The sequence below is a fragment of the Streptomyces sp. NRRL B-1347 genome, assembly GCF_000720325.1.
In the GTDB taxonomy this organism is placed as follows: Bacteria; Actinomycetota; Actinomycetes; order Streptomycetales; family Streptomycetaceae; genus Streptomyces.
Genome location: NZ_JOJM01000003.1, coordinates 186141 through 210364, shown reverse-complemented (window position 1 = coordinate 210364; position 24224 = coordinate 186141). Strand labels below are relative to the sequence as shown.

Here is a 24224-nt window from a genome sequence, read left to right as displayed (position 1 = left end):
GACGACTTCAGAGAGGTGGCACGTGAACGGTATGGGTGCGAAGGTGCGGTGGCTGGCACGGACGGTGACGACGTTCGTCTGCCTGGGGGCGGCCGTGACAGCCGCCGCGCCGTCGGCGTTCGCCGGGGCGTCGGGGTGCAACCAGCGGACCTGCATCCGCGTGGACGGCAGCGGTCTGCGCGTGGAGACGGTGCAGGCCGCGACCACGTGGAACGGTGACTTCACCGGCCACTTCCACATCTGGGGCGGTGGCATCGACCAGAACAGCGCCACGGGCTTCTGGGGCTACCACCAGAAGTTCACGGTGCCCGTCCACCGGGACCTGCCCAACGGCGCCGTACTGTGCGCCGAGGGCTGGGAGCACGTGGGCGGCCGCATGGAGTCCCGTGGCCGCGCCTGTGCGGAGGTCCACTTCTGATGAACTCCGGCGGCGGGACCCGGGCGCCCCGGGTCCCGCCGCCGGTCCGCGCGGGCCTCCACGGCGGCAGACCTACTCCGCCTTCGCGCGCAGCTCCCCTATCAGTTCGAAGGAGCGCAGGCGGGCGGCCGGGTCGAAGACCGGGGTGACCAGCATCAGCTCGTCGGCGCCCGTGGCCTCGGCGATGCGGTTGAGCTGCGGGGCGATGGACTCCTTGGTGCCGCGGGCCTGCTGGGCGACGAACGCCGCCACGGCCGCGCCGTCCCGCTCGCCGAGCTCGTGCGCGGCCGCGGCGGCGGGGGTGGGGAAGGCCGTCTCGGAGAGGCCGTTGAGCAGCCCCGCCTTGATGACGTCCATGGGCCGCGCGAGCTCGGCGGCCTCCTCCTCCGTGTCGGCGCACACGGCCTCGACGCACACGAGGACCCGCGGTGCCGCGCTCCAGCGGGACGGGCGGAAGGCGGCCCGGTAGCGCTCCAGGGCGCGCAGGGTGTTGTCGGGGCGGATGTGGTGGGCGAAGGCGATCGGAAGGCCCAGCGCCGCGGCGAGTTCGGCCCCGGCGTCGCTCGAGGCCAGCAGCCACGGCTCGGGCAGCTCACCGAAGTGCACCTCGCCCAGGAAGCCGAGGATCGCCTCGACGTCCGCGCGGTACTCCCCGTCGGTGGCGGGCCCGGCGCCCCGGCGCAGCGCGCGGGCCGTGGGCTCGTGGAAGGTGCCGGGGCCCCGGCCGATGCCGAGGTCGACCCGGCCGGGGTGCAGGGCCGCCAGGGTGGCGAACTGCTCGGCGACGGTGAGCGGGGCGTGGTTGGGGGCGAGCACGCCGCCCGAGCCGACCCGCATCGCGGCGGTGGTCGCGGCGGTGTCCGCGGCGAGCAGCACGGGCGGGAAGGCGCCGATGGCGGGGGAGTGGTGGTGCTCGGCGAACCAGAGCCGGTGATAGCCGAGGCGCGCCAACTCCCCGGCGACGGACTGGCAGTTGCGCAGCGCGTCGGCGGGCGTGGCGCCTTCCTCGACGATGGAGACCTCGAGGGCGGAGAGGGGCAGATCGATCATGACGTCACGATAGGCCAGGGCGCGCGCGGCCGGAGGGGGAGCCCGCGCCCGGGGCCTTCGGGCACGTCGGCCGCGCACCGGGGCCACGGCGATCGGCGGGAGGGGCCGCGGGCAGGAGGTGGCCCCCGGCTCGCCGGTGCGGACGAAGCGCGCGGCGACACCGGTGACGCAACCGCTCCGCTCCTGTTCGGGCACGTGGCCCGTGTTGCGGACCGAGTGGAAGGCCCCTGGCGCTGCGATGTCAGTGCCGGATGCGAGGCTCGGGGCATGGACGAGGTGATACGGCGTCGCCGTGTGTACGGCGCGGACCACGACGCACCGGACCCCGGCCCGCAGCCGGGCCACGACTACCGGGAGCTCGTGGGCGGCCCGCTCGACGGCCTGCTCCTCGACGTCACCGGATGGACCGAGGGGCAGCTCGCCGAGGGCGCGCTGCTCGACACCGAGATCGGCCGGTACGGCCCTGGCGGGCGCGCCGAGTACGGACCCCGGTCCGGCTCGCGGCAGCTGTGGGACTGGCGCGGGGACACGCCGTGAGTCGCGCGAGCAGTGATGAGCAGGGCGTCTACGCCGTCGGTGTGACCGGAGGACGGCGACGATGGAGGTCCGGCACCGGCGGCCGGTTGCGGACGAGACCGGCCGTGGTGGAGGGGGTGAGGTACGTCAGCGGTGTCGACGGCGGCCTGTACGCGCTGCGTACGAGCAGCGGCTCGGCGCGCCGGAGCCCGTCCCCCCAGCCGGTCCCTCCGGTCGTCGCCCGTCGCGGCGGACGGGGTGGTCCACATCGGCAATGACGAGCACTAAGGTGCACGCCGTCACCGCCCAGTACCGGCCCCGCGGGCCGGGCGGAGCCGTGTCACCGGCGCACATTCGTGTACTCGGCACCGGAGTTCCGCAGGTGTCCGCACCGGACAGCCGCGTGTATGCCACACCTGAAATCGGCGGGGAAACAAGCGGTGAAACGAGCCGTCTCTGGGGATGGCGCTCTCCCTCCCGTCCGGCAAGGATGCACTCCTCCCCGGCGCACCACCGCCACCACCGCGCCGGAGCCGCACCCCGCGCACGGGAGGAAGCGCACCGCCATGGGGACACACGCAGCACCGCACCGGCGCCGCAGGCCCGCGCTGTTCGCCGCCGTGGGCGTCACCTTGCTGGCCGGACTGCTCGGCCTGCCGCGCGCGGACGGAGCGCCCCGGTCCGCCGACGCCTGCCGCACCGCGGGCGCCTCGCTGCCGCGCGGCGACTGCGGCCCCTACTGGCAGGTCCTGGCGGAGGACTTCAACGGCGACCGGGTGCCGCTCGGCTCCTTCCGCGACTGCGACCACCACGTCGACACCTCCGCCGCCTACTGCGGCGGGCTCAGGGGCGCGTACCGGAACAACTGGTGGGCGTACCCGACCGGTTGGCGCGACACGGCCAACGAGCGGCAGCGCGGCCGGAGCGTGGCGGGCGTCTACCACCCGGAGGACACCGTGAGCGTCGGCCCCGCCGCGGACGGCGACGGCCGGATGCGCATCCGGATGTGGCGCCCGGCCGACGGCGGTCCTGTGCACTCCGCCGCGGTGGTTCCGCGCGCCGTCATGCAGATGAAGTACGGGAAGTTCAGCGCCCGCATCAAGGTGACCAAGGCCGCCCCCGGCTACAAGTCGGCGTGGCTGCACTACGGCGGCGGCTGCGAGATGGACCACCCCGAGGGCGAGTGGACGGGCTCCCTGACCGCCTTCCACCACCCCTGCGGCGGCGGCGAGCAGGGCACGTTCCACGGCGCCGACGACTGGACGCAGTGGCACACCGTGTCGACCGAGTGGACCCCCGGCCAGGTCCGCTTCTTCGTCGACGGCCGCCAGGTGGGCCGCGACACCCGGAACGTGCCGGACCGCCCGCTGTCCTGGGTGCTCCAGAACGAGAGCGCCCTGGAGGGGCCTTCGGCGGCGCCCGGCAGCAGCGCGCAGCTGGAGATCACCTGGGTCGCCGCGTACGCGTACGGCTGGAAGGGAGCCCGGTAGCGGGCCCGGCGACCCAGGCGGTCCCGAAGAGGCGCGGTCCTAGCCGATCGACGCCCACTGCTTCCAGTACGGCGCCTCGCCGAGCCGGGTGCGGTCGGCGAAGGTGCCACGGCCGGAACCGGCGTTCAGCCACAGCCGGTTGGACGTGTCGCGGGCGACCAGGTCGTGCTTGCCGTCGCCGTTGACGTCACCGGCGCCGATGACGTCCTTGTAGGAGGCGCCCCAGTCCTTGAAGACCCGGACGCGGTCCTTGAGGCGCCCGGCGCGGGTGCCGTCGTAGCGCCACAGCTCACCGGACCTGTCGAGGGCGAGGACGTCGCCGATGCCGTCGCCGTTGAGGTCGCCCGCGCCGATGACCCGCTGGTAGCCGGTCCACGACGAGCGGATCTTCACCCGCGGGGCGAAGCCGTCCCGGCCGTCGTGCGCGTACAGGTAGACGTGTCCGGTGGCCTTGTCGCGGGCCAGCAGGTCCGGGCGGCCGTCGCCGGTCTGGTCGCCCGCGGCGAGCAGCGTGTCGTACTTGCTCCAGTCGCGCGCGAGCTTCTTGTACGGCGACTCGGGCAGTGGCATGCCGTCGCAGACCGGGGTGTAGAGCCGGGTCTCGCCGCCGGGCATCCGCGCGACGACGTCGTTGCAGCGGTCGCCGTCGACGTCGCCGAAGGGCACGAGGCGGGTCTTCTCCGGCCAGGTGCGCAGTTGGAAGGGGCGCGCCGAGCCGTCCTGCGTGAACAGGTTGAGCGCGCCGGTGGTGGAGATGCCGATCAGGTCCGCCTTGGCGTCGTCGGCGAAGTCGTGCCACTTGGGCAGGGCGCGCTTGCCCGTGGTGGCGGTGAACGTCCGCCGGTCGCGGCCCTCGGCCTCGGTCCACACCGCCACCGGGCGGCCCTGGCCGTCGGCGGTCACGCGGCCGGCGCCGGAGCGGCCGTCCGTGGGGGTGCTGAGGATCCGCGGCTTGGAGATGCCGTGGTCGCCGACCGTCTGCGTGACGAAGTCGACGCGCACCACGGAGCCGGAGGCGAAGCGCTTGCGCGCGTACGTGACGACAAGGGCGCCGGTCGCGGTCCGCGCGCTGCTCACGGAGTCGTCCGCCACGTAGCGGTCGAGCAGGCGCGACTCGGTCCACCGGCCGGTGGCGGCGCGCAGCGTCGCCACGTGGGGGCCCCAGCCGCCGCGGCCGACGGCGGTGACGTCGCCGTTCGGGGCCGTGTGCAGCTCGGCGGGGCGGGTGGCGTCGGCGCCGACCCCGGCGGAGTGGGCGGCGCCCCAGTCCGCGCCCGCGGGCTTGCGGGCGTACGAGCCGTTGGACAGCAGGTGGAAGCCGCCCTTCGGGTGGGCGGCGAGGGTGATCTGGCCGGGCCGCTCGCCGAGCTGCGGCAGGTCGCGCGGCGCGCTCCAGGCGCCGGAACCCGCGGCCTTCTCCAGGTACTTGTAGTGCCACTTGTACGCGGTCGGGTCGGGGTCGACGCCGTCGCCGTCGTAGAAGCTGTTGCCGCCCCAGACGACCCCGATGCCACCGTCGTCGGCGACGGCGAGGCGCAGGTCGCGCAGCCGGTAGTCGTAGGTGTGGTCCGGCCGCTCGATCGGCTCGGGCAGCTGGTCGAGGGTGACAGGCGCGGTCCACTCCTTGCCGGGGCCCGACTGCTCCGCGACCGTCAGACGGCGGTCGCCGTCCATCCAGGCGAGGGCCGTCCGGCCCGCGGCGTTGGCCGCCACGACGGGGGCGTGCGCGGGGCCGCCGGTCGGCACGGTCTCGGCCGGGCCGAAGGCGGTGGCGTCCGGGCCGAGCCGGGCGACGCGCAGCCCGCCGGGGCCACCGTCACCGGGCTCCTCCCACGTCAGGAGCGAAATCGCGCCGTCGTCGGTCCGGTGGAGGGAGGCCTTCTCGGCGGGCCCGGCGGGCTGCCAGGCCGCGCTGCCCGCGGGCCTGAGAGCGACCACGCTCTTGCCGTCCTGCGTGAACAGGGCGACGAGCGTGCCGCCGCGGTTCGCCTTCAGGTCGTGGACCTGGGTGACGCCGGGCAGCTCCGTGGGCGCCGTCCACGGGCCCACGGACCCGCGCGGAGCGGCCTCGGCGGCCTGGGGTGCCTTCGGCGCGGACTGCGGTTCGGCCGCGTGCGCGCTCGGCGCGGCGACGGCGAGCGCGAGCACGGGTGCGAGCGCGCTTCCCAGAAGCGCGCGCGTCTGCATCGTCATGGAAAAGTTCCCCCCCGGGATTGCCACCATGAAAGTAGCGGCAGCGTATATCAGCCAAGATCGTGCTGCTTACGGGGATTCGCTCGCCTCTGCCGGGCCGTGCCGCTGGCCCGTGTGGGCAGCCCGCGAGGCGTCGCGGTCCCGGACGGTCGCGGCGGCGCGGCGCAGCGCGGCGAGCACCGTGCGGACGGCGCCGCGCGCCGCGCGTTCGGGCCGGTGGAGCACGTCGATGTGGCGCCGGGCGTGGACGCCGCTGAGCGGCCGGAGGGTGAGGGCCGGGTGCGGGCGCGTGGTCCAGCGGGGCATCAGGGCCAGGCCGCCGCCCGCGGCGACGGCCTCGGCGACCACCGTGAACTCGTTGACGCGGTGCACGATGTCGAGCCGCCGGTTCGCGGCGGTCGCGATGGCGTCGATGGTGGCGAGCAGCGGGAAGCCGTCGTGCACCGTGATCCACGGCTGGTCGGCCACGTCGTGCGGGGTCAGACGGCGCTTGGCGGCGAGCGGATGGTCCACCGGCAGGGCCACGTCCAGGGGTTCGCGCAGCAGCGTGGTGACGGTGACCGAGCGCGGCCACGGCGGCGCCGGGGCCAGGCGGTGGGCGAGCACGAGGTCGTAGTCCCGGGTGAGCAGCGGGAAGCGGTCCTGTGCCACGTCCTCGTCGGCGAGGGCGAGCCGGGGGTGTCCGGGCCCCGCGAGCGCGCGGAGCAGCAGCGGGAAGAACGCCCCGGCCGCGCTGTGGAAGGCGGCCACGGACACCGGCCCGTCCGGCTCGTTGAGGAACGCGTCGATGGTGTGCCGGGCGTGGGCGAGCGCGCTCTCCACGCCGACCGCGGCGTCGGCGAGCGCCTGCCCGGCGTCGGTGAGGACGAGTCGGCGCCCGTCGCGCTCCGTGAGGGGCACGGGGATCGCCCGCTGGAGCAGCCGCAGCTGCTGGGACACCGCCGACGGCGTCATGAGGAGCGCCTCGGCGGCCGCGGTGACACTGCCCAGTTCGCCGAGTTCCCGCAGGATCCGTAGCTGCCGCTCGTTCATCGGCACATCGTAGAGAACGATGTAGCGATACTTCACTGTCATTGAAGAAGCACGCTCTTGGCTTCAACATCATGAGCGGGCAGCGTGAGCGGGGTGTCCCCGAACCTTGGTTTCCCGGCCCGCCGCGCCGACGCCGTCCTGCTGCTCGTCGCCGTCGTGTGGGGCTCCAGCTATCTGGCCGCGAAGACGGCCGTCGACGTGCTGCCCGTCATGGTGGTGCTGTGCGCGCGGTACGTGCTGTCGGCGGCCGTCTGCCTCCCGCTGGTCACCCTGCGGCGCCGGGACCGGCGCTTCACCCGGGACGAGCTGACGGCGGGCGGGCTCCTCGGGCTCACCCAGGCGGCCGTCCTGGTCCTGGAGACGTACGGCGTCGCGCACACGAGCGCCGCCAACGCGGGCCTGATCATCAGCCTCACCATCGTGCTCACGCCGCTCCTCGACCGCCCGTCCGGCGCGGGGCGGCTGCCGCCGCGCTTCTTCGCCGCGGCCGGTGTGTGCCTGGTGGCCGTGGCGCTGCTGATGTCCGGCAGTGGCTTCCACGGGCTGCGCGGCGGCGATCTGCTGATGCTGGCGGCCGCGCTGGTGCGGGCGGCGCACGTGGCCCTCGTGGGGCGTCTCACGGCGGGCCGCGCGGTGCGGCCGCTGCACCTCACCACCGTCCAGACCGTCGTCGGCTCCGCGGTGTTCGCGGTGCCCGCCGCGAGCGGCCTGCCGACGCTGGGCTCGGCGGACGCCGCCGTGTGGGGGCAGCTGGTGTATCTCGCCCTGTTCTGCAGCGTGTTCGCCTTCCTCGCGCAGACCTGGGCGGTGCAGCGCAGTTCGGCGAGCCGGGCCAGCCTGCTCCTTGGCACCGAGCCGGTGTGGGCCGTCGGGGTCGGCATCGGCCTCGGCGGGGAGCGCTTCACGGTGTTCGCCGCCCTGGGCGCGGCGCTGATGGTCGGGGGCACGTACTGGGGGCAGGCCGTGGAGCGGGCCCACAGGACCACCGCCTCGACGGGCACCTCCGGAGAACGGGGCACCGGGGCCGCCCGAGAACGCGAAGGCCGGACGGCTTCCGTGCCGTCCGGCCCAGACGCGCGGCGCGTCACCCAGCGCGAAGCGTCAGTTGGTGCGAGGTGTCAGTGGGGAGAGACGTCGGGGGAGAGACGTCAGTCCCACTTGTAGCCGTCCCCGAAGTTCAGGGTGTGCTCCAGGACGTCCTCCATCGGGTCGTCGATCTGGCCGGTGTTGATCAGCGCCACCACCGGCGCGTTGTGCGAGTCGCGGTGCGTCTCGTCGGCGTGTGCCACGCCGGCCGACATGACGACCGGTCCGACGGCCACCGCGGCCACCAGCGCCCAGCGGGACAGCTTCCTCACCCGACTGCCGTTCACAACCTGCTCCTTGCCTCAGCTGGCCGGTGGGACCCACCCGGCCTGGCGGACCGGCTGTTCCGGCCCTCTCGTCGTACCCAACAGCCGAACGGATCAAGGAGTCACTGACGATCATACGAACGGGTTGTGTGGAGGACGTTTTAACTTCCCTTGGCTGGTTGGCTTCCCCTGGCTGGAAATTTCCCCTCGCCTCTTCCGGTTCAGTCGATCATGAACACAGCGACACCGGCTCCGAAGACCTCCCGCTCCACCTCGCACCCGCACGCCTCGCAGACGGCCTGGACCGCGGCCTTCCGCTCCGCGGTCCTCAGCCCCTACGAGTCCATCGAGCTCTTCGAGCGCCGTGGCTTCACCGACCGGACCGTCCGTCAGGTCATCCGGCTCGCCGGCGGCGGCAGCGCCCTGCGCATCCGGCTGAGCAACCAGTACGGCAAGACCCCCCTGCGCATCGCGGGCGCCCGCCTGGCGCGGCGCACCCGGCACAGCGCCGTCGACACCGCGACGGACACCCCCGTGCTGTTCGACGGCGCCGCCGAGGTCGTCGTCGAGCCCGGCGCGGAGGTCGTCAGCGACGCCGTCGAGCGCCCGGTGCACGCGGGCGAGGAGTGGGCGCTGAGCCTGTACCTGCCCGAGGAGACCGGCCTGAGCACCTACGCGGCCGTGCCCAACACCACCGGCTACGCCGTCCCCGGGAACGCCCTGACCACCGCGTCGCTCGACAGCGCCGACGGCCTGGAACTCCTCGTGACCCGGCACTACGTCACCGGCGCCGACGTCCTCGCCCCGGCCGGGACGCCCGTCACCGTGGCGTTCGGCGACTCCTGGTTCGAGGGCTTCGGCAGCACGCCCGACACCGACCGCCGCCTCCCCGACCTGCTCAACGCGCGCCTTCCCGAAGGCGCGGGCTGGGTGGTCAACCAGGGCCTGTCCGCCAACCGCCTGCTCACCGACGAGGTCGGCGACAGCGCCCTGAACCGCCTTGAGCGCGACGTGCTCTCCGTGCCCGGCGTCACCCGCGTCCTGGTCCACCTCGGCGTGAACGACCTCGGCACGCCGGGTCAGCTGGCCTACCCCGAGCCCGCGGCCCCGCCCTCCGCCGACGAGCTCATCGCGGGCCTGACGACCCTCGCCGACCGGCTGCACGCGGCCGGGCTCACCGCGATCGCCACCACCATCGGCCCCTACAAGGGCACGATCTTCGACGGCTACGACAGCCCGGCGGGCCAGGCCGTCGCCCACCAGGTCAACGCCTGGATTCGCGGCGCGGACAGCCCCTTCGACGGCTACGCCGACACCGCGGCCGCCGTCGCCGACCCGCGGGACCCGGAGCGCATCCACCCGGACCTGGACAGCGGCGACGGCCTCCACGTCAACGACGCGGGCTACCGGGTCATGGCGGACGCGGTGGACCTCGCGCTCCTCACGGCACCGGCAACGGCAACGGCAACGACACCGGCACTTGCCGAGTCGCGCGGCTAGACCGCGCGTTCGCGAGCGGTCGCGGCCCGTCGTGGCAGTCGCGGCGGTCGTGAGAAGATCCCCGCGCTGTGTGCGGTCCTAGGAGCAGAAGGTGACGATGTACGCGATATCCCTGGGTGACGACGGTGCGGAGCTGCGGCCGCTGGAGCCGTGGCAGGCCGAGGAGTTCCTGGCCCACGTGGACCGGGGGCGGGAGTTCATCGGGCGGCACAACGGCCTGCCGGACATCATCACCGACCTGGCGTCGAGCCGGGCCTACCTCCAGGCGTACGCGGACAAGGCCGCCGCCGACGCCGGGCGGATCTGCGGCATCCACTGGGACGGCAGGCTCGTCGGCGCCGTCATCCTGCGCCGGATGGACGTCGTGCAGGGCACCGCGGAGGCGGGCTGCTGGCTGGAGCCGGAGGCGGCGGGCCGGGGCCTGGTGACCCGCGCGGCACGCGCCCTCATCGACTGGGCCGTGGAGGAGCGCGGCATCCACCGCGTGGAGTGGTGGGTCTCGGCGGGCAACGCGCCGAGCATCGCCGTGGCGAAGCGGCTCGGCATGACGCGCGACGGCGTGCTCAAGGAGAGCTACCTGTACCGGGGCGTGCGGCACGACGAAGAGATCTGGTCGGTCCTCGCGTCCGTGTGGCGAGCGGAGAAGGAGAACGCGTAGCGACACGCGGGGCGGTGCCTGGCGGGTCAATTCCCGTGCGGCTCAGTGCCCGTGCGGGATGAGCCGCCCGAACGCCTTCCACGTCGCCCGCAGGCCGCGGCGGCCCGTCGCGGCCTGCGGCGGCGCCGCCGCCGTGGGTGCGGCGCGGGCCACGGTCCTGTCCCGGGCCTCCCAGTCGCACGGAGGAGAGGGGCAGTCGGCCGGCCGGCCCTGCTGCGCCTCGCCACGGATCAGCGCGAGCGCGTCGTCGTGCGCCTTGAGGCCGACGCTGACGAGGGTGAGCAGGAGCGCGACGTCCATGTCGCAGTCGAGCAGCACCGTGATCCACGACGCCCCCGGCCGCACCCGGATCGCCGAGCTGTGCGCCAGCTGCGGCCGCAGCCGGTCGACGGCCGCGCGCGTGAGGCACACGTCCGCGGCGTCGTCGGAGTGGAAGTGGACCAGTTCGTAGCCCGCCGTACCGGGTGGGCCCGGTGTGCCGAAACAGCGCCCCACCGCGCATCGGGGAGAGCCGCTCACGAGGTTCGGCCATGACTCCAACTGGGTCATGGCACGTTGCGCCGCCGTCATGCGCCCCATCGTCGCGTGGATTTCACCCTGCGAACTACCCCTGTTCACAAGCCGCTTCATTTCGCGGGGGCGTCCAGGCGGTCGCGTCTGAGGTCAGCAAGGGTATGGGTGCGCCCCGGTGCCGCGGAAGGGGGAAAGGCATGTCACCCGCGCGTGCCGATGACGTGCGGTGTTGTCGTACCGCAGGACCTCCATGTGAGTGTCATAGATCACATAGGCATTCGGGAACTCGCTCATCGCCGCGCTCGACCCATGGACCGGTCCGGTCACCACCGGAGCACCACGTACCACTGACCGGCACCAGGAGAGCACGACATGTCCGCCGCACCCCCTGCCCCCGCCCCGCCCGACGGGCGGCCCGCCGCCGCGGCGGAGCCCGCCGCCCGGCGGTCCGCCTGGTCCTCGCTGCGCCCGCTGGTGCTGCGGCTGCACTTCTACGCCGGGGTGCTCATCGCCCCCTTCCTGCTCGTCGCCGCCGCGACGGGCTTCCTGTACGCGGCCTCGTACACGGCGGAGAAGGTCGTGTACGCCGACCAGCTGACGGTGCCCGTGGGGGACCGGGAGCTGCCGATCGAGCGGCAGGTCGCCGCGGCCCGCAAGGCCCACCCCGAGGGGACGGTCGCCGCGGTGCGCCCGTCGGCTGAGGACGGTGCGACGACCCGCGTGCTGCTCTCCGGGGTGCCGGGCGTCGCCGAGGACCGCACCCTCGCCGTCTTCGTGAACCCGTACAACGGCGAGGTGCGCGGCGCCGAGGAGAGCTACGGCTCCGACGGCGCGCTGCCCCTGCGCACCTGGATCTCCGGGCTCCACCGCGATCTGCGGCTGGGCGAGTCGGGCCGTCTGTACAGCGAACTCGCCGCGAGCTGGCTGTGGGTGATCGCGGGCGGCGGCCTCGTGCTGTGGTTCGCGCGCCGCAGGGCCCGGCGCAAGCTGCGCGGCACGACCGGCCGTCGGCGCCTGCTGTCGCTGCACGGCTCGATGGGCGTGTGGGCGGCCGGCGGCCTCTTCTTCCTCTCCGCCACGGGCCTGACCTGGTCGACGTACGCGGGTGAGAGCATCGGCGACCTGCGTGAGGCCCTCGGCCAGACGACGCCCACGGTGTCGGCGAGCGCGGCCGGAGCCGGGGCCGGGGAGCACGCCGGACACGGCGGCGGCTCCGGCGGAACCGGCGGGTCGGGCGGCGCGGACGACATCGGCCTCGACGCCGTCCTCACGGCGGCCCGCGCCAAGGGCCTCACGAACCCGGTGGAGATCGTCCCGCCCGCCGACGACTCCTCCGCGTACGTCGTCAAGCAGATCGAGCGCACCTGGCCCGGCAAGGCGGACTCCGCCGCGATCGACCCCCGTACCGGCGAGGTCACCGACGTCCTGCGGTTCGACGACTTCCCGGTCCTCGCCAAGCTGACCCGCTGGGGCATCGACGCGCACTCCGGCACCCTCTTCGGCCTCGCGAACCAGATCCTGCTCGGCGCCCTCGCGCTCGCCCTGGTCCTGCTGATCGTGTGGGGCTACCGGATGTGGTGGCTGCGCGGCAGCGGCGGCGCGTTCGGCCGCCCGCTGCCGCGCGGCGCCTGGCAGCACGTCCCGGCGTACGTCCTGGTCCCGTTGATGGCGGGGATCGCCGTGCTCGGCTACTTCGTGCCGCTGCTCGGCATCCCGCTGGCCGCGTTCCTGGCGCTCGACGTCCTGCTGGGCGAGATCGCCTACCGGCGCGGCAAGCGCGACCACTCCGGTCAGCGGGCGGCGTAGGACCGCGACCGGTCGGCCCGGGCGGGCGGCGGCTCAGGCCCGCATGCCGCCGTCCACCCGCAGGACCGTGCCGGTGACGTAGGAGGAGCGGTCGCTGAGGAGCCAGGCGGCGGCCTCGGCGACCTCGTGCGGATCGGCGCCGCGGCGCAGCGGGGTCAGGGAGTTGAGCTGCTCGATCGTGCCGGGGGACTGCGCCTCCCACTCCAGGAGCATCTCGGTGAGCGTGGTGCCGGGCGCGATGGCGTTGACGCGGATGCCCTCGGGCCCGTACGTGGCGGCCGCCGACGCGGTGAGGCTGTTGAGGGCCCCCTTCGTCGCCCCGTACACCGGCAGCTCCGGGTTGGCCATCAGGCTGCCGACGCTGGAGGTGTTGACGATGGCGCCGCGCCCCGCGGTGGCGCGGATGGCGGCGATCTCGGCGTTCATGGCCACCCACGGGCCCTTGAGGTTCACGGCGCAGACCTGGTCGAAGTCGGCCTCCGGGAGCTGCTCCATCGGGCCGGGCCGCTGACCCGCCGCCCCGTTGTTGAAGGCCGCGTCGAGCCTGCCGTACAGCTCCACGCACCGGTCGACGGCGGCGCGGACGCTCGCGGGGTCCGCCAGGTCGCACACCACGTGCTCCGCGGTGCCTCCGGCCGCCCGGATCTCCTCGGTCACGGCCTTGAGCTCGGTCTCCGTACGGGCCGCGAGGAGCACGCGGGCGCCCTCACGGGCGAAGAGGCGGGCGGCCGCGGCGCCGATGCCGCGACCGGCGCCGGTGACGAAGGCGACCTTGTCGGTGAGCAGGCCGGTGGTGGAAGTGGTCGGTGTGTTGTTCATGCCGACGAGCCTGGGCCCGGCCGCCCCGCGCATCCAGGCACTGCCAGTGCCTGGATGCGCACCTCGACGTCCGTCCACACTGGACGTGTGGATCAACGTGAACGACGAGAGCTCGGCGACTTCCTGCGCAGCAGGCGGGAGCGCATCACCCCCGCCGACGTGGGGCTGCCCGCGGGGCCGCGCCGCCGCACCCCGGGGCTGCGCCGCGAGGAGGTGGCGCAGCTTGCGTTCATCTCGGCCGAGTACTACGCGCGCCTTGAGCAGGCCCGCGCCCCGCATCCGTCGCGTGAGGTGCTCGCGCAGCTCACCCGCGCGCTGCGGCTGACGGACGCCGAGCGCGATCACCTCCTGCGGCTCGCGGGGGCGCCGCCGGAGCAGCCGCCGGGCCCCTCGCGTGAGGTGCGGCCGAGCATCGTCGACCTGCTGCGGCGGATGCCGGACGCCGCGGCGGTCGTGCTCTCCGCGACGTACGAGGTCCTCGCCTGGAACGACCTCGCGGCCGCGCTGATGGAGGACTTCTCCGCGCTCCCGCGCCGCGACCGCAACCTCGTGCGGCGCGCCTACCTCGGTCCGCACCGGGACGGCCGGCGGCTGTACGGCATCTCGGACGCGGACGACTTCGCGGGGACCGCGGCCCGGCAGCTGCGCGCCGCCGCGGCCCGCTACCCCGCTGACGCGGAGGTGTCGGCCCTGGTCGGGGAACTCCTCGCGGGCAGCGCGGAGTTCGCCCGGGTCTGGGCCTCGCACGACGTGGCGGACCGGCCCGCGTTCTGCGGGGCCTTCGCGCATCCCCTCGTCGGTCCGGTCCCGGTCCGCGGTGACGTCCTGGACCTCAGCGACCGGGACCAGCGGGTGCTCGTCTACAGCGCCGAGCCCGGCTCGCCGTCGGAGGAGGCCCTGCGGCTGCTCTCGGTGATCGGCACGCAGCGCATGGGCGTGCCCGGCTGACCCCTCTCCCGCCGGGCACGCCGGGGGCGGGGCTCAGCAGCTGAGGTTGCCGCCGGGGTCGACGCCGAGGAGCTGCGTGAACTTCTTGTAGTGGTCGATGCGGCTCTGGACCTGGCCCGGATTGCCGCCGTCGCACTCCAGAGAGCCGTTGATGGCCCGGATGGTCTCGCCGAACCCGGCGCCGTTGACCATGGCGTTGTGCGGGGTCATGGTGCCGGGGCCCTGCTGGGTGTTCCAGTACCACAGGCCGGTCTTCCAGGCGACGGCCGCGTTGTTCTGCACCAGGTCGGGCTGGTGCAGCAGGTCGATGCCGAGGGCGTCGCCCGCCGCCTTGTAGTTGAAGTTCCAGCTGAGCTGGATGGGGCCGCGGCCTCCCGCTTGCGCACGGTGTCGCTGCCGGTCTGGGCGAAACCGGGATAGGCGCTGAGCGCCGCCGTGAGCCCGCTGTACGTATAGAACGGATTCCGGTTCGGGAACATCTGCTGGAACTGGGCCTCGCTGACGACGAAGGCGGCGGCCGCCTTCGTGTCCGGGGCCTTCTCGGCGGAGAAGGGGGAGGCGAAGGTCAACAGCGCTGCGGCCGAGGCCGCGGCGGTCAGCGTACCGACCATGCTGACCGTCGTGTTCGCGTCAAGGGTGTGGCGCGATGCGATCCCCGTTGTTACCGGGCCTGTTCGGCCCCGTTGCCGCCCGCGGGGCGCACGATCTAACCTCCCGGGGATCTATGACGCCAAGTCAGGTGGGGTGCGCGGTGGACTACGAGGACTACGTGAAGTACGACGCGGTCGGGCTCGCCGAGCTGGTGGCGCGGGGTGACGCGTCACCGGCCGAGCTGCTCGAAGCGGCCCTGGCGCGCGCCGAGGCCGTCAACGGCAAGATCAACGCGATCGTCCGCCCGATGCCGAGCATCGCGCGCGAGCGGGCCGCGGGCGACCTCGCCGGCCCCTTCGCCGGAGTCCCCTTCCTGATCAAGGACTTGATGCAGGACTACGCGGGGCGGCCGACGGGGCGCGGCTCCCGCGCGGCCCAGGGGCTCGTCGCGGCGCGCCACAGCGAGGCCGTGCGGCGGTGGCTGGACGCCGGGCTCGTCGTCTTCGGGCAGACGAACACGCCCGAGTTCGGCATCAAGAGCATCACCGAGCCCGTGGCCAACGGCGCGACGCGCAACCCCTGGGACCTCGGCCGCACGCCGGGCGGTTCGTCCGGTGGCTCCGCGGCCGCCGTCGCCGTGGGCATCGTCCCGGCCGCGGGCGCCAACGACGGCGGCGGCTCGATCCGCATACCCGCCGCGTGCTGCGGCCTCTTCGGCCTCAAGCCGGGGCGCGGCCTGGTGCCCGCGGGCCCCGCGTACGGGGAGCTGCTCGCGGGCGCGGCGAGCGACGGCGTCGTCTCCCGCACGGTGCGCGACAGCGCGGCCCTGCTCGACGTCCTCACCGCGCACCCCGACCCGGGCGGCCCGTACCTCGCGGCCCGCCCCGACGAGCCGTACGCCGAACTGGCCATGCGCACCCCGCGGAAGCTGCGCGTCGGGGTGAGCACCCGCTCGCCGATCGGCACCCCGGTGGCCCGCGAGGCGGTCGAAGCCGTCGACGTGGCGGTCAAGCTCCTGACGGGCCTCGGCCACGAGGTGGAGGAGGCCGAGCCCGCCATCGACGGGCTGCGCATGGCCGACGACTTCATGACCATGTACGCGGTGGAGAACGCGGCGACGCTGGCGGAGCTGAAGCACAGGACGGGCGCGGGCGACGATCTCTTCGAGATCGACACCCACCTCATCGCGGCCGCGGGCCGCGCGGTCGGCGCCGTCGAGCACTCCGTGCGGCACGCGCGCTGGAACACCTACGCCCGTCAACTGGCCGCGTTCCACGAGACGTACGACGTGCTGCTCACGCCGACGCTCGCGCGGCCGCCGGTGCGGATCGGCGAACTCGACACGCCCTGGCTGACCCGGCAGGTCGGCAAGGCGCTGCTCAAGGCGGGCGTGGCGGGCCGGCTCAGCAAGACCAGGCTGTGGAAGCAGGCCGTCGTCGAGAACCTCGCGCCCAACCCGTTCACGCAGCTCGCCAACATCACGGGCCGCCCCGCGATGTCGGTCCCGCTGTACCGCACGCCCGAAGGGCTGCCCCTGGGCGTGCAGTTCGGCGGGCCGCTCGGCAGCGAGGGCCTGCTGCTCGCCCTCGCCGGACAACTGGAAGCGGCCGCCCCCTGGGCTCAGGAGCGGCCGACCCTGTGACGCGGCGCGGCGGGCGCGCGTCGTGCCACGCGCGCCCGCCGCTCACCGAGTGCCGGTGACGCTCACCGAGCGTCTACGACGTGGCGATCAACGCACGTCGACGGCGTCACCGGCGGCCTTGACGGCCCCGGTGGTGGAGTTGCCCACGAAGGCGTAGCGGTACGAGCCGTCGACCGAGGCCTTGACCGTCGTCTTCAGGTTGCCCTTGGTGTCGGTCTTGACGGTCTTCACCGCGGTGTAGGCGGTGGCGCCCTTCTTCTTGAACTCCAGGGCCACCGGCTGGCCGGCGTAGCCGACGTACTTGTGGGTCTCCCAGCTGGCGCGGGTCAGCGCACCCGTGACGGTCAGGGTCTTGCCCTTCTTGATCGGCTCGGGCGCGGCGTTGGCCGTCAGCTTGGCCTCGCGCTGGAGCTTGAACTTCCCGGCCTTCTCCGCGTAGATGCTGTCGGTGTCGGAGACGAGCAGGGGGTTGACGTACCACTGGCCCGCGGGCTTGTTGTCGAAGAAGTCGACGTCGGGGTCGATCGTGAACGTCCCCGTGCAGGTCGCCTTCGTGCCCTCGGTGGTGCACTTGGGGGTGGTCTGCGGCTGCGCCACGTTCGAGTCCGGGCCGAACAGGGTGATGTCGGACTCGGTGATCGCGGAGTCGGTGTCCGCCGTCACCGTGACCTTGAAGGTCTTGCCGGCGGTGGTGCCGAGCACGATCGGCTTGTCGTCGTTGACCGTGACCTTCGTGATCGTGATGCCCTCGGGCGCGGCGGCCGAGGCGCCGGGGGCGGTGAAGCCGACGGCCGCCACGGTGAGCGCGGAGCCGAGCACGGCGATACGAGCGCGGTGTTGCATGGGTGTCCCCCCACAGATGATGCCGGGACGCGCGTGCTTCCCGGCGACAGATGTGAACGAGGTGACCTTACGGTCTTCACCGCATCTTCATCACCGTGGTGATCGCCACGTGCGCGGCGTACAACCTTTCGCGGGGGACGGCGTGAGCGGGGCCGGGCGTCCCGTCAGTCCGGCGGCTCCGGTGTCTCGTGCGGTGCGAGCGGCCGGGTGGCGGGGCCGTGCAGGACGGATCCGTCGGTGTCGAAGCGGGAACCGTGGCAGGGGCATTCCCAGGCCTGTTCGGCGTCGTTGAAGTGCACGAGGCAGCCGAGGTGGGTGCAGCGCGCGGAGAGCGCGCTGACCTGTCCGCTCGCGTCGCGGTGGACGGCGCACCGGCGGCCGTCCAGGCGTACCACGGCTCCGCTGCCGGGCGGGATGTCGCTGACCGAGTCGACGTGGCCGGTGCGCAGCCGGTCGCCGACGAAGTGCTTGGCCACAGCCGCTTGATGGGCGGCGAGCCGGGCCGCGTCGCGGATCGGCGGCAGTCGGCGCGGGTCGTACAGCTCGGTCCAGGCGGGCCGCGGCCCGCCGGTGATGTGGGCCGTGAGCAGCCGGCCCGCCATGACGCCGTTGCTCATGCCCCAGCCGCCGAATCCGGTGGCGACGTAGACGTGTTGGGTGCCGGGGTGGGCGTGGCCGACGTACGGCAGGTGGTCGAGCGAGTCGTTGTCCTGCGCCGCCCAGCGGTAGCCGATGTCCGCGCGGGCGAAGTGCGGCACGTGCGCGCGGGCCCAGGCGTCGAGGCGGGCGTAGCGCTCCCGGACGGCGCCCGTCCCCGGCGTGAAGGACTCCCCGGTGACGATGACGAGGCGCCGCTCGTCGTCGTACGGCGCGCTGCGCAGCGAACGGACTCCGTCCTCCGGCGTGAGGTACATGCCTGTGGGGGCGGCGGCCGACGGCACCGGCGCCGCGAGCACCAGTTCGCGGCGGGGGGTGAGCCGGGTGAAGAGCAGGGTGCGGTCGAAGACCGGGTAGTGCGTGGCGATGACCACGTCACGCGTCCGCACGGTGACTCCGGCCTCGGTGGTGAGGCGGCACCGGTGGCCGTCGTGGAGCCCGGTGACCCGGGCGCGCTCGAAGACGCGTCCCCCTGCCCCGGTGAGGTGCTCGGCCAGGGCGAGGAGGAACTTCCGCGGATGGAATTGGAGTTGGCCTTCGACGCGGACCGCGCCCGCGATGTCGAAGGGGAGCTCGGTGTCGGTCACGAAGGAGGCGTCGAGCCCGGCCCGCCGTGCCGCCGCGGCCTCTTCCCGGACCTCGGGGACGCGTTCCGGGTCCCGGAGGTAGGTGAAGGCGGGGGCGCGCTCCAGGTCCGCGTCGATGCCGAGGTCCGCGCACAGCTTCGCGGTGCGCTCCACCGCGTCCTGCTGGGAGAGGGCGTAGAGGCGGGCCTGCTCGGCGCCGTGCTCGGCCTCGAGCCGTGCGTAGAGCAGCCCGTGGGCGGCGCTGAGCTTGGCCGTCGTGCAGCCGCTCACGCCCGCGGCGATCCGGTCCGCCTCCAGGACGACCACGTCGAGACCGGAGCGGGCGAGCTCCCAGGCCGTGGACAGGCCCGTGATGCCGCCGCCGACGACCGCGACGTCGGCCGTCAGGTCCGCGTCGGGGGTCGGGCGGCGGGTTCCGGGTGCGGTGGCGAGCCAGTACGACTCGTCGACGACCGCGGTGCGCTCCATGCGAGTTCCCCTCTTCGGGACCGGTGCGGATGCCGCCGCGGTCACGGGGACGCGCGGCGGCCGTGACCGTGCGGCGCGCCTTACCAGTAGTGCCGCCGTCCGCCCACCGCGTGTCCGACGGCGCCGAGCAGCCAGAGGACGGCGCCGACGGCGACGAGGATGACGCCGATGGTCCAGAGGATCGAGATGCCGGCCACCAGGCCGATGACGAGCAGGACGAGGCCGATTGCGATCATTGGGTCCTCCAATGTCCGTATATATCCAGTATGCGCCCCTGGTGAAGTGCCGTAGCGGCCGGTTCGTGGGGCGGCGTGCCGGCCGGGGTGTCAGCGGGGGCGTCCGGCGGCAGGGGCGCCGGACGTGGAGCCGCCCTGCTCGACGCGACCGCGCGGTGTCGTCGTCGAGGCGGCGTGAGAATCCCAGTACCCCGCTTCCCCGGCTCGACACGCAGCCGTGTCACGCCACGCGGCGCAGCGCGTCCGGCGTGAGGTCGCCGAGCGTCGGGTAGCCGTCGACGGCCATGATCAGGTCGGTCTCGGCGAGGAGCGAGCGGAGCACGTGGACGATGCCGTCGGCGCCGCCGAGGGCGAGCCCGTACGCGTACGGACGGCCGACGCCGACGGCGGTGGCGCCCAGCGCGAGCGCCTTGACGATGTCCGCGCCGCTGCGGACGCCGGAGTCGAAGAGGACCGGAAGGCCGTCGGCGGCCGCCACCACGCCGGGCAGCGCGTCGAGGGCGGGAAGCCCGCCGTTGGCCTGCCTGCCGCCGTGGTTGGAGCAGTAGACGGCGTCCGCGCCGCCGTCCTTGGCCCGGCGCACGTCGTCGGGGTGGCACAGGCCCTTGAGGATCAGCGGCAGGTCCGTCAGCGAGCGCAGCCAGGGCAGGTCCGCCCAGGTGAGCGGATTGCCGAAGACGCGCACCCAGTTGAGGACGGCGTCCTGCGGGGCCTCCTCGGGCGGGCGCTTGAGCTGGGCGCGGAAGACCGGGTCCGAGAAGTAGTTGGCGAGGCAGTGGCCGCGCAGCTGGGGGAAGTTGCTGGTGCCCAGGTCGCGCGGGCGCCAGCCGGTGACCCAGGTGTCCAGCGTGACCACGATGCCCTTGAACCCGGCCGACTCCGCACGGCACACGAGGCTCTCCGCCAGGTCCCGGTCGGTGGGGGTGTAGAGCTGGAAGAACCCGGGCGTGTCCCCGAGTTCGGCGGCGACGTCCTCCATCGGGTCGACGGACAGCGTGGAGGCGATCATCGGCACGCCGGTACGGGCCGACGCCCGCGCGGTGGCCACGTCACCGTGCCCGTCCTGCGCGCACAGGCCGATCACGCCGATGGGCGCCATGAGGGCGGGGGAGGGCAGGGTCATGCCGAACAGCTCGACGGACAAGTCGCGCTCGGCGGCACCGACGAACATGCGCGGGACGAGCCCCCAGCGCTCGAACGCGGTGACGTTGACGCGCTGGGTGCGCTCGTCCCCCGCGCCGCCCGCGACGTACGACCACACCGAGGGCGGGAGCGCGGCCTCCGCTCCGGCCTCCCACTCCGCGAAGCCCATCGGAAGGGGCGGGAGGACCCCGCCGAGCCCGTTGAGGTAGATCTCGTTCTGGTACGAACCGTACGGCTGCCCCATGTGCCTGCCTCTCCTCCTGCGGTCGCCGCCTGGGTACGGCGATCCAGCGACCAGGGTGCGGCGCGGTGCGCCCCGCACGCCACAGCCGTTCCCCGCCGGCTCCGGCACACGCCGCGGGCGCCGCGCCGTGAGCGGCGGAAATTCGGATGATCCGGCGCGCCGTCGTTGTTACCGTGGCCGACATGGCACGAGGCATCTGGTCGCAGAAGGTCCGCTCCGCCCGCTGACGGCGGCGCCCCCTTCCTGCTGAATCCGCGCTCGCCGTCCCGGTTCCCGCCGGGCGGCCACTTCCCGCTGCCCGGCTCCCCTGCGAGCTGCGGAGCACCCTTGAACCTCACGCCCACCCCCGAAGCCACGTCCCTGCCCGTCGAGGCGGGCGGCAGCGCACACGTCCGCGCCGAGGACGTCACCGTCACCCGCGGCTCCCGGCGCGTCCTGAACGACGTCTCGGTCACCGTCTCCGCCCGCGCGCGGGTCGCCGTCGTCGGCGAGAACGGCCGGGGCAAGACGACGCTGCTGCACGTCCTCGCCGGCCTCGTCGCACCCGACGGGGGCACCGTGCACCGGGCCGGCACCATCGGCCTGGCCCGCCAGGAACTCGCCGTACCCGACGGCGCGACCGTGGGCGCCCTCACCTCCGAGGCCCTCACCGCCTCGCTCGCGGCCCTGGCCGCCCTGGACGGGGCGACCCTCGCCCTGGCCGCAGGCGACCCCGGCGCCGACGACCGCTACGCCGCCGCGCTCGACACGGCCACCCGACTCGACGCCTGGGACGCCGAGCGGCGCGTCGACGTCGCCCTGGAGGCGCTCGGCGCCTGCGCCGACCGCGAGCGAACCCTGGCGACGCTCTCGGTCGGACAGCGCTACCGGGTCCGGCTCGCCTGTCTGCTCGGCGCGCACCACGACGTCCTGCTGCTCGACGAGCCGACCAACCACCTCGACGCCGATGGCCTGGACTTCCTGACCCGCAGGCTGCGCGAGCACGACGGCGGCCTCGCCGTCGTCAGCCACGACCGGGCGCTGCTGCGCGACGTCGCCGACCGCTTCCTCGACCTCGACCCGACCCGCGACGGCAGGCCCCGCCTGTACGCCGGTGGCTACGACGCCTGGCAGGACGCGCGGCGCCGGGACCGGGAGCGCTGGGAACAGGACCACGAGGAGCAGCTGGCCGAGCACCGCCGGCTGAAGGACGCGGTGTCGAAGGCCCGCGACCGGCTCTCCACCGGCTGGCGGCCCGAGAAGGGGACCGGCAAGCACCAGCGCCAGTCCCGCGCACCGGGTGTCGTACAGGCCCTGAAGCGGCAGCAGGACGCCCTGGAGGCGCACCGGATCGACGTGCCGGAGCCACCGGTGGCGCTGCGCTGGCCGGACCCGGGCGTCCGGCCGAGGGCGCCGCAGCTGCGGGCGCACGGCGTCGCGGTCGACGGCCGACTCGCGGGGCCGGTCGACCTCAGCGTCGACGGCGGCGACCGGCTGCTCGTCACCGGGCCGAACGGGGCCGGGAAGTCCACGTTGCTCGCGGTGCTCGGCGGCGCGCTCGCGCCCACGGACGGCGCCGTCCGGACGGCGCGTGGCGCCCGGGTCGTCCGGGTCACCCAGGAGACCGCGGGGCAGGACCCCGCGCTCACCGCCCGCGAGGCGTACGCCCTGCACGTGGGGCGGCTCGTGGCGGGCGGGGCCCTCCGCGACGCCGAAGCGGTCCCGCTCGGAGCCCTCGGCCTGCTGGACTCCGAGGCGCTGCGCACCCCGGTGGGGCGGATGTCGCAGGGCCAGCGGCGGCGTCTGGACCTGGCCCTCGCGCTGGCCGGGCGGCCCGGCCTGATCCTGCTCGACGAGCCGACGAACCACCTGTCGTCGGCGCTGGTCGACGAGTTGACCGAGGCGATCCGCGGCACGAGCGCGGCCGTCGTCGTCGCCACGCACGACCGGCAGTTGCTGCGGGACCTCGCGGACTGGCCGCGGCTTGAGGTCGGGACAGCCGGGGAGGGCGGGGAATGACGGCGGCCGGGCCGCAACGGTGGATGCCGTTGCGGCCCGGCCGCGGGCGAGGTCTCGTCGGAGCGCGCGTCAGGCCGACGCGGGCTCCGGCGCGGCCTCGGCGGTCGCGGTGGCCTCGGCGGGCCGGGGGACCCGGTGCAGGCCCTTGCGGTCGTAGAGGCGGGTCATGCCGAAGCCGAACAGCAGCGAGACGACCAGGGCGATGCCCATGGAGGCCCAGGCGCGGGTCAGTCCCGCGTCGCCCTGGGCGCCGAAGTACAGGATGGCGCGCAGGCCCCCGGTGAGCTGGCGCAGCGGCTCGAACTCGGCGAGCGCGCGGAAGAACCCGGGCAGCGCCTCCAGCGGCACGGTGGCGCCGGAGGACGGGACGGCCATGGCGACGAAGACGATGGTGGACAGCAGCATGCCGGGGGTGCCGAAGACGGCGAGCAGCGCCAGGGCGCTCAGTCCGACGACGGCGATGGTGCCCACGGAGTAGAGCCAGAGCAGGCCGAGGTGGGACGCGTCCATGCCGAGGACGCCGACCGTGGCGAGCTCGACGAGGGAGCCCATGACCACCGAAAGGCCCAGCATCAGGACCGAGTTGACGGCAAGGGTGCGCACCCGGCTGGTGTGGCGCAGCGGGTTGCGCTGACGGAACGGGCCGAAGTCGGAGTGCAGATAGCCGAGCGCCGTGTCGACCTGGGAGTGGATCACGTTGGCGGCGAGCATGCCCGAGACCAGGAGGACCAGGGCGTAGTAGAACGCGCTCAGGCCCATCGCGCTGTGCGTCTCAAGCGGGTGGCCGTCGGCGACCTGGACGGTCACGGGGTCGGTGAGCATCAGCTGCGCGGCGGGGGCGAGCGGCGCCTTCTGCTTCTGCTCGCTCGCGCGGCTGAGCAGCTCCTTGCCGAGCTGGGCGGAGGCGCCGTGGGCGGCCTTCTGCGTGGCCTGGCTCGCCATGGACGAGCCGAAGCTGCCGGCCGCCTGGTTGGTCAGCACCTTCAGGGTCGGCGCGGCGGGGTCCTTCTGCTGCGCTGCGGTGAGCCCGCCGACCGTGGCGCTGAAGTCCTGCGGCACGACGAGGGCGCCGTAGAGCTTGCCCTGGCCGAGGCGCTCGTCGGCCTCGGCCTGGCTGAGGACCTGCCAGTCGATGCTGTCGTTGTCCGCCGCGGCCTTCTTGATGCCGGAGACGACCTGGTCGCCGATGTTGACGTGCTTGTCACCCGTGCCCGCGCCGCGGTCGTTGTTGACCAGCGCGACGGGGAGGTCGCGCAGATTGCCCTTGGGGTTCACGTTGCCGCCCACATAGAGCAGGGCGAACAAGGTGGAGACCACCGCGACGATGATGCCCGTGCCGATCCACAGCCGGGGGCTGCGGAGCGCGGACGAGGGCTGAGGGGAAGGCATGGACGCTCCAAAGCGATGACGCTACGTGACTAGATACTTAAGGTATCCAGCTCTAGATAGTGACAGTATCGAGTTGGTGGTGTCCAATTGCCGTGAGGGGCTGCCGGGACGCGGCCCCCGTCGTCGAGGAA

At 73.9% G+C, this 24224-nt stretch carries 22 protein-coding genes and 1 pseudogene; 11 read left to right on the top strand and 12 right to left on the bottom strand.

The genetic code is table 11. The features are described from left to right. Positions 1-22: 22 nt before the first annotated feature. Positions 23-418 (top strand): hypothetical protein, encoded by a 396-nt coding sequence (locus tag IG74_RS0103490; RefSeq protein ID WP_158857410.1) that lies wholly within the window; start codon positions 23-25, stop codon positions 416-418. Positions 419-490: 72 nt separating this feature from the next. Here IG74_RS0103490 and IG74_RS0103485 read toward each other — a convergent pair whose 3' ends face one another. Further along, positions 491-1468 carry an MsnO8 family LLM class oxidoreductase gene (locus IG74_RS0103485; protein WP_030669363.1) on the bottom strand — a complete coding sequence of 326 codons (978 nt, stop codon included), beginning with the start codon at positions 1466-1468 and terminating at the stop codon, positions 491-493. A 267-nt stretch (positions 1469-1735) separates the two neighbouring features. Between IG74_RS0103485 and IG74_RS0103480 the strand changes: the two genes are divergently transcribed. The 3 genes from IG74_RS0103480 to IG74_RS0103475 all read left to right on the top strand — a co-directional run bounded on the left by IG74_RS0103480 (position 1736) and on the right by IG74_RS0103475 (position 3474). After that, the gene (locus IG74_RS0103480; protein ID WP_030669360.1) at positions 1736-2005 is read left to right on the top strand and encodes a hypothetical protein; all 270 of its coding nucleotides are present in this window, start codon (positions 1736-1738) and stop codon (positions 2003-2005) included. Beyond that, positions 1978-2262 carry a PQQ-binding-like beta-propeller repeat protein gene (locus IG74_RS54610; RefSeq protein WP_078868545.1) on the top strand — a complete coding sequence of 95 codons (285 nt, stop codon included), beginning with the start codon at positions 1978-1980 and terminating at the stop codon, positions 2260-2262. The genes IG74_RS0103480 and IG74_RS54610 overlap by 28 nt, the downstream gene beginning before the upstream one ends. Positions 2263-2550: 288 nt before the next feature. Further along, entirely contained in the window at positions 2551-3474 is a 924-nt protein-coding gene (locus IG74_RS0103475) for a glycoside hydrolase family 16 protein (RefSeq protein WP_030669357.1), read from the top strand. 39 nt (positions 3475-3513) lie between these two features. Here IG74_RS0103475 and IG74_RS47615 read toward each other — a convergent pair whose 3' ends face one another. After that, complete coding sequence (locus IG74_RS47615; protein ID WP_051854498.1) at positions 3514-5667, bottom strand: FG-GAP repeat domain-containing protein; 2154 nt, start codon at positions 5665-5667, stop codon at positions 3514-3516. Positions 5668-5736: 69 nt separating this feature from the next. Further along, entirely contained in the window at positions 5737-6699 is a 963-nt protein-coding gene (locus IG74_RS0103465; RefSeq protein ID WP_030669354.1) for a LysR family transcriptional regulator, read from the bottom strand. A gap of 93 nt (positions 6700-6792) precedes the next feature. Here IG74_RS0103465 and IG74_RS0103460 point away from each other — a divergent pair, with 93 nt between their 5' ends. Next, positions 6793-7863: a DMT family transporter gene (locus IG74_RS0103460; protein ID WP_078868585.1), complete on the top strand. Its 1071-nt coding sequence runs from the start codon at positions 6793-6795 to the stop codon at positions 7861-7863. On the opposite strand, the gene IG74_RS0103455 is transcribed toward IG74_RS0103460, so the two are convergent. Continuing rightward, positions 7848-8072, bottom strand: a complete 225-nt coding sequence (locus tag IG74_RS0103455; RefSeq protein ID WP_051854497.1) for a hypothetical protein — start codon at positions 8070-8072, stop codon at positions 7848-7850. The two genes, IG74_RS0103460 and IG74_RS0103455, sit on opposite strands and share 16 nt — an antisense overlap. Before the next feature lie 210 nt (positions 8073-8282). Here IG74_RS0103455 and IG74_RS0103450 point away from each other — a divergent pair, with 210 nt between their 5' ends. Next, the gene (locus tag IG74_RS0103450; RefSeq protein WP_078868543.1) at positions 8283-9551 is read left to right on the top strand and encodes an SGNH/GDSL hydrolase family protein; all 1269 of its coding nucleotides are present in this window, start codon (positions 8283-8285) and stop codon (positions 9549-9551) included. A gap of 97 nt (positions 9552-9648) precedes the next feature. Continuing rightward, complete coding sequence (locus IG74_RS0103445; protein WP_030669342.1) at positions 9649-10209, top strand: GNAT family N-acetyltransferase; 561 nt, start codon at positions 9649-9651, stop codon at positions 10207-10209. Between the two features lie 42 nt (positions 10210-10251). On the opposite strand, the gene IG74_RS51870 is transcribed toward IG74_RS0103445, so the two are convergent. After that, on the bottom strand, positions 10252-10779 hold the full coding sequence (locus IG74_RS51870) for a luciferase family protein (protein WP_158857406.1): 528 nt from the start codon (positions 10777-10779) through the stop codon (positions 10252-10254). A gap of 315 nt (positions 10780-11094) precedes the next feature. Here IG74_RS51870 and IG74_RS0103435 point away from each other — a divergent pair, with 315 nt between their 5' ends. Further along, positions 11095-12528: a PepSY-associated TM helix domain-containing protein gene (locus tag IG74_RS0103435; RefSeq protein ID WP_030669337.1), complete on the top strand. Its 1434-nt coding sequence runs from the start codon at positions 11095-11097 to the stop codon at positions 12526-12528. 33 nt (positions 12529-12561) lie between these two features. On the opposite strand, the gene IG74_RS0103430 is transcribed toward IG74_RS0103435, so the two are convergent. Beyond that, positions 12562-13347: an SDR family NAD(P)-dependent oxidoreductase gene (locus tag IG74_RS0103430; RefSeq protein WP_030669335.1), complete on the bottom strand. Its 786-nt coding sequence runs from the start codon at positions 13345-13347 to the stop codon at positions 12562-12564. 87 nt (positions 13348-13434) lie between these two features. On the opposite strand from IG74_RS0103430, the gene IG74_RS0103425 reads away from it, so the two are divergent. Then, a complete protein-coding gene (locus IG74_RS0103425; RefSeq protein ID WP_030669333.1) occupies positions 13435-14295 on the top strand; it encodes a helix-turn-helix transcriptional regulator in 861 nt (286 codons plus the stop codon). Between the two features lie 33 nt (positions 14296-14328). Here IG74_RS0103425 and IG74_RS45475 read toward each other — a convergent pair. Then, positions 14329-14906, bottom strand: a pseudogene (locus tag IG74_RS45475) (chitinase). Positions 14907-15019: 113 nt separating this feature from the next. On the opposite strand from IG74_RS45475, the gene IG74_RS0103415 reads away from it, so the two are divergent. Beyond that, complete coding sequence (locus IG74_RS0103415; RefSeq protein WP_234334192.1) at positions 15020-16528, top strand: amidase; 1509 nt, start codon at positions 15020-15022, stop codon at positions 16526-16528. An 87-nt stretch (positions 16529-16615) separates the two neighbouring features. Here the strand turns inward: IG74_RS0103415 and IG74_RS0103410 are convergent, their stop codons facing one another. The 4 genes from IG74_RS0103410 to IG74_RS0103395 form a co-directional block, all read right to left on the bottom strand. Continuing rightward, on the bottom strand, positions 16616-17371 hold the full coding sequence (locus tag IG74_RS0103410; protein ID WP_030669328.1) for a hypothetical protein: 756 nt from the start codon (positions 17369-17371) through the stop codon (positions 16616-16618). 164 nt (positions 17372-17535) lie between these two features. Then, on the bottom strand, positions 17536-19083 hold the full coding sequence (locus tag IG74_RS0103405; protein WP_030669325.1) for an FAD-dependent oxidoreductase: 1548 nt from the start codon (positions 19081-19083) through the stop codon (positions 17536-17538). 80 nt (positions 19084-19163) lie between these two features. Then, complete coding sequence (locus IG74_RS52665) at positions 19164-19319, bottom strand: DUF6131 family protein (protein ID WP_199818770.1); 156 nt, start codon at positions 19317-19319, stop codon at positions 19164-19166. Between the two features lie 220 nt (positions 19320-19539). Beyond that, positions 19540-20706, bottom strand: coding sequence for a lactate 2-monooxygenase (locus IG74_RS0103395; RefSeq protein WP_030669322.1), 1167 nt, complete (start codon positions 20704-20706; stop codon positions 19540-19542). Positions 20707-21033: 327 nt separating this feature from the next. Here IG74_RS0103395 and IG74_RS0103390 point away from each other — a divergent pair, with 327 nt between their 5' ends. After that, positions 21034-22704, top strand: coding sequence for an ABC-F family ATP-binding cassette domain-containing protein (locus IG74_RS0103390; protein ID WP_037824335.1), 1671 nt, complete (start codon positions 21034-21036; stop codon positions 22702-22704). Positions 22705-22773: 69 nt separating this feature from the next. On the opposite strand, the gene IG74_RS0103385 is transcribed toward IG74_RS0103390, so the two are convergent. Continuing rightward, positions 22774-24093 carry a YhgE/Pip domain-containing protein gene (locus IG74_RS0103385; protein ID WP_030669315.1) on the bottom strand — a complete coding sequence of 440 codons (1320 nt, stop codon included), beginning with the start codon at positions 24091-24093 and terminating at the stop codon, positions 22774-22776. Positions 24094-24224: the final 131 nt, after the last annotated feature.

Excerpts from the sequence above, each read along its gene's own strand:
- IG74_RS0103485 (WP_030669363.1), bottom strand. The coding sequence starts at position 1,468 with ATGATCGATCTGCCCCTCTCCGCCCTCGAGGTCTCCATCGTCGAGGAA.
- IG74_RS0103480 (WP_030669360.1), top strand. The coding sequence starts at position 1,736 with ATGGACGAGGTGATACGGCGTCGCCGTGTGTACGGCGCGGACCACGAC.
- IG74_RS0103475 (WP_030669357.1), top strand. The coding sequence starts at position 2,551 with ATGGGGACACACGCAGCACCGCACCGGCGCCGCAGGCCCGCGCTGTTC.
- IG74_RS47615 (WP_051854498.1), bottom strand. The coding sequence starts at position 5,667 with ATGACGATGCAGACGCGCGCGCTTCTGGGAAGCGCGCTCGCACCCGTG.
- IG74_RS0103465 (WP_030669354.1), bottom strand. The coding sequence starts at position 6,699 with ATGAACGAGCGGCAGCTACGGATCCTGCGGGAACTCGGCGAACTGGGC.
- IG74_RS0103450 (WP_078868543.1), top strand. The coding sequence starts at position 8,283 with ATGAACACAGCGACACCGGCTCCGAAGACCTCCCGCTCCACCTCGCAC.
- IG74_RS0103445 (WP_030669342.1), top strand. The coding sequence starts at position 9,649 with ATGTACGCGATATCCCTGGGTGACGACGGTGCGGAGCTGCGGCCGCTG.
- IG74_RS51870 (WP_158857406.1), bottom strand. The coding sequence starts at position 10,779 with ATGACGGCGGCGCAACGTGCCATGACCCAGTTGGAGTCATGGCCGAAC.
- IG74_RS0103435 (WP_030669337.1), top strand. The coding sequence starts at position 11,095 with ATGTCCGCCGCACCCCCTGCCCCCGCCCCGCCCGACGGGCGGCCCGCC.
- IG74_RS0103430 (WP_030669335.1), bottom strand. The coding sequence starts at position 13,347 with ATGAACAACACACCGACCACTTCCACCACCGGCCTGCTCACCGACAAG.
- IG74_RS0103415 (WP_234334192.1), top strand. The coding sequence starts at position 15,020 with ATGACGCCAAGTCAGGTGGGGTGCGCGGTGGACTACGAGGACTACGTG.
- IG74_RS0103410 (WP_030669328.1), bottom strand. The coding sequence starts at position 17,371 with ATGCAACACCGCGCTCGTATCGCCGTGCTCGGCTCCGCGCTCACCGTG.
- IG74_RS0103405 (WP_030669325.1), bottom strand. The coding sequence starts at position 19,083 with ATGGAGCGCACCGCGGTCGTCGACGAGTCGTACTGGCTCGCCACCGCA.
- IG74_RS52665 (WP_199818770.1), bottom strand. The coding sequence starts at position 19,319 with ATGATCGCAATCGGCCTCGTCCTGCTCGTCATCGGCCTGGTGGCCGGC.
- IG74_RS0103395 (WP_030669322.1), bottom strand. The coding sequence starts at position 20,706 with ATGGGGCAGCCGTACGGTTCGTACCAGAACGAGATCTACCTCAACGGG.
- IG74_RS0103385 (WP_030669315.1), bottom strand. The coding sequence starts at position 24,093 with ATGCCTTCCCCTCAGCCCTCGTCCGCGCTCCGCAGCCCCCGGCTGTGG.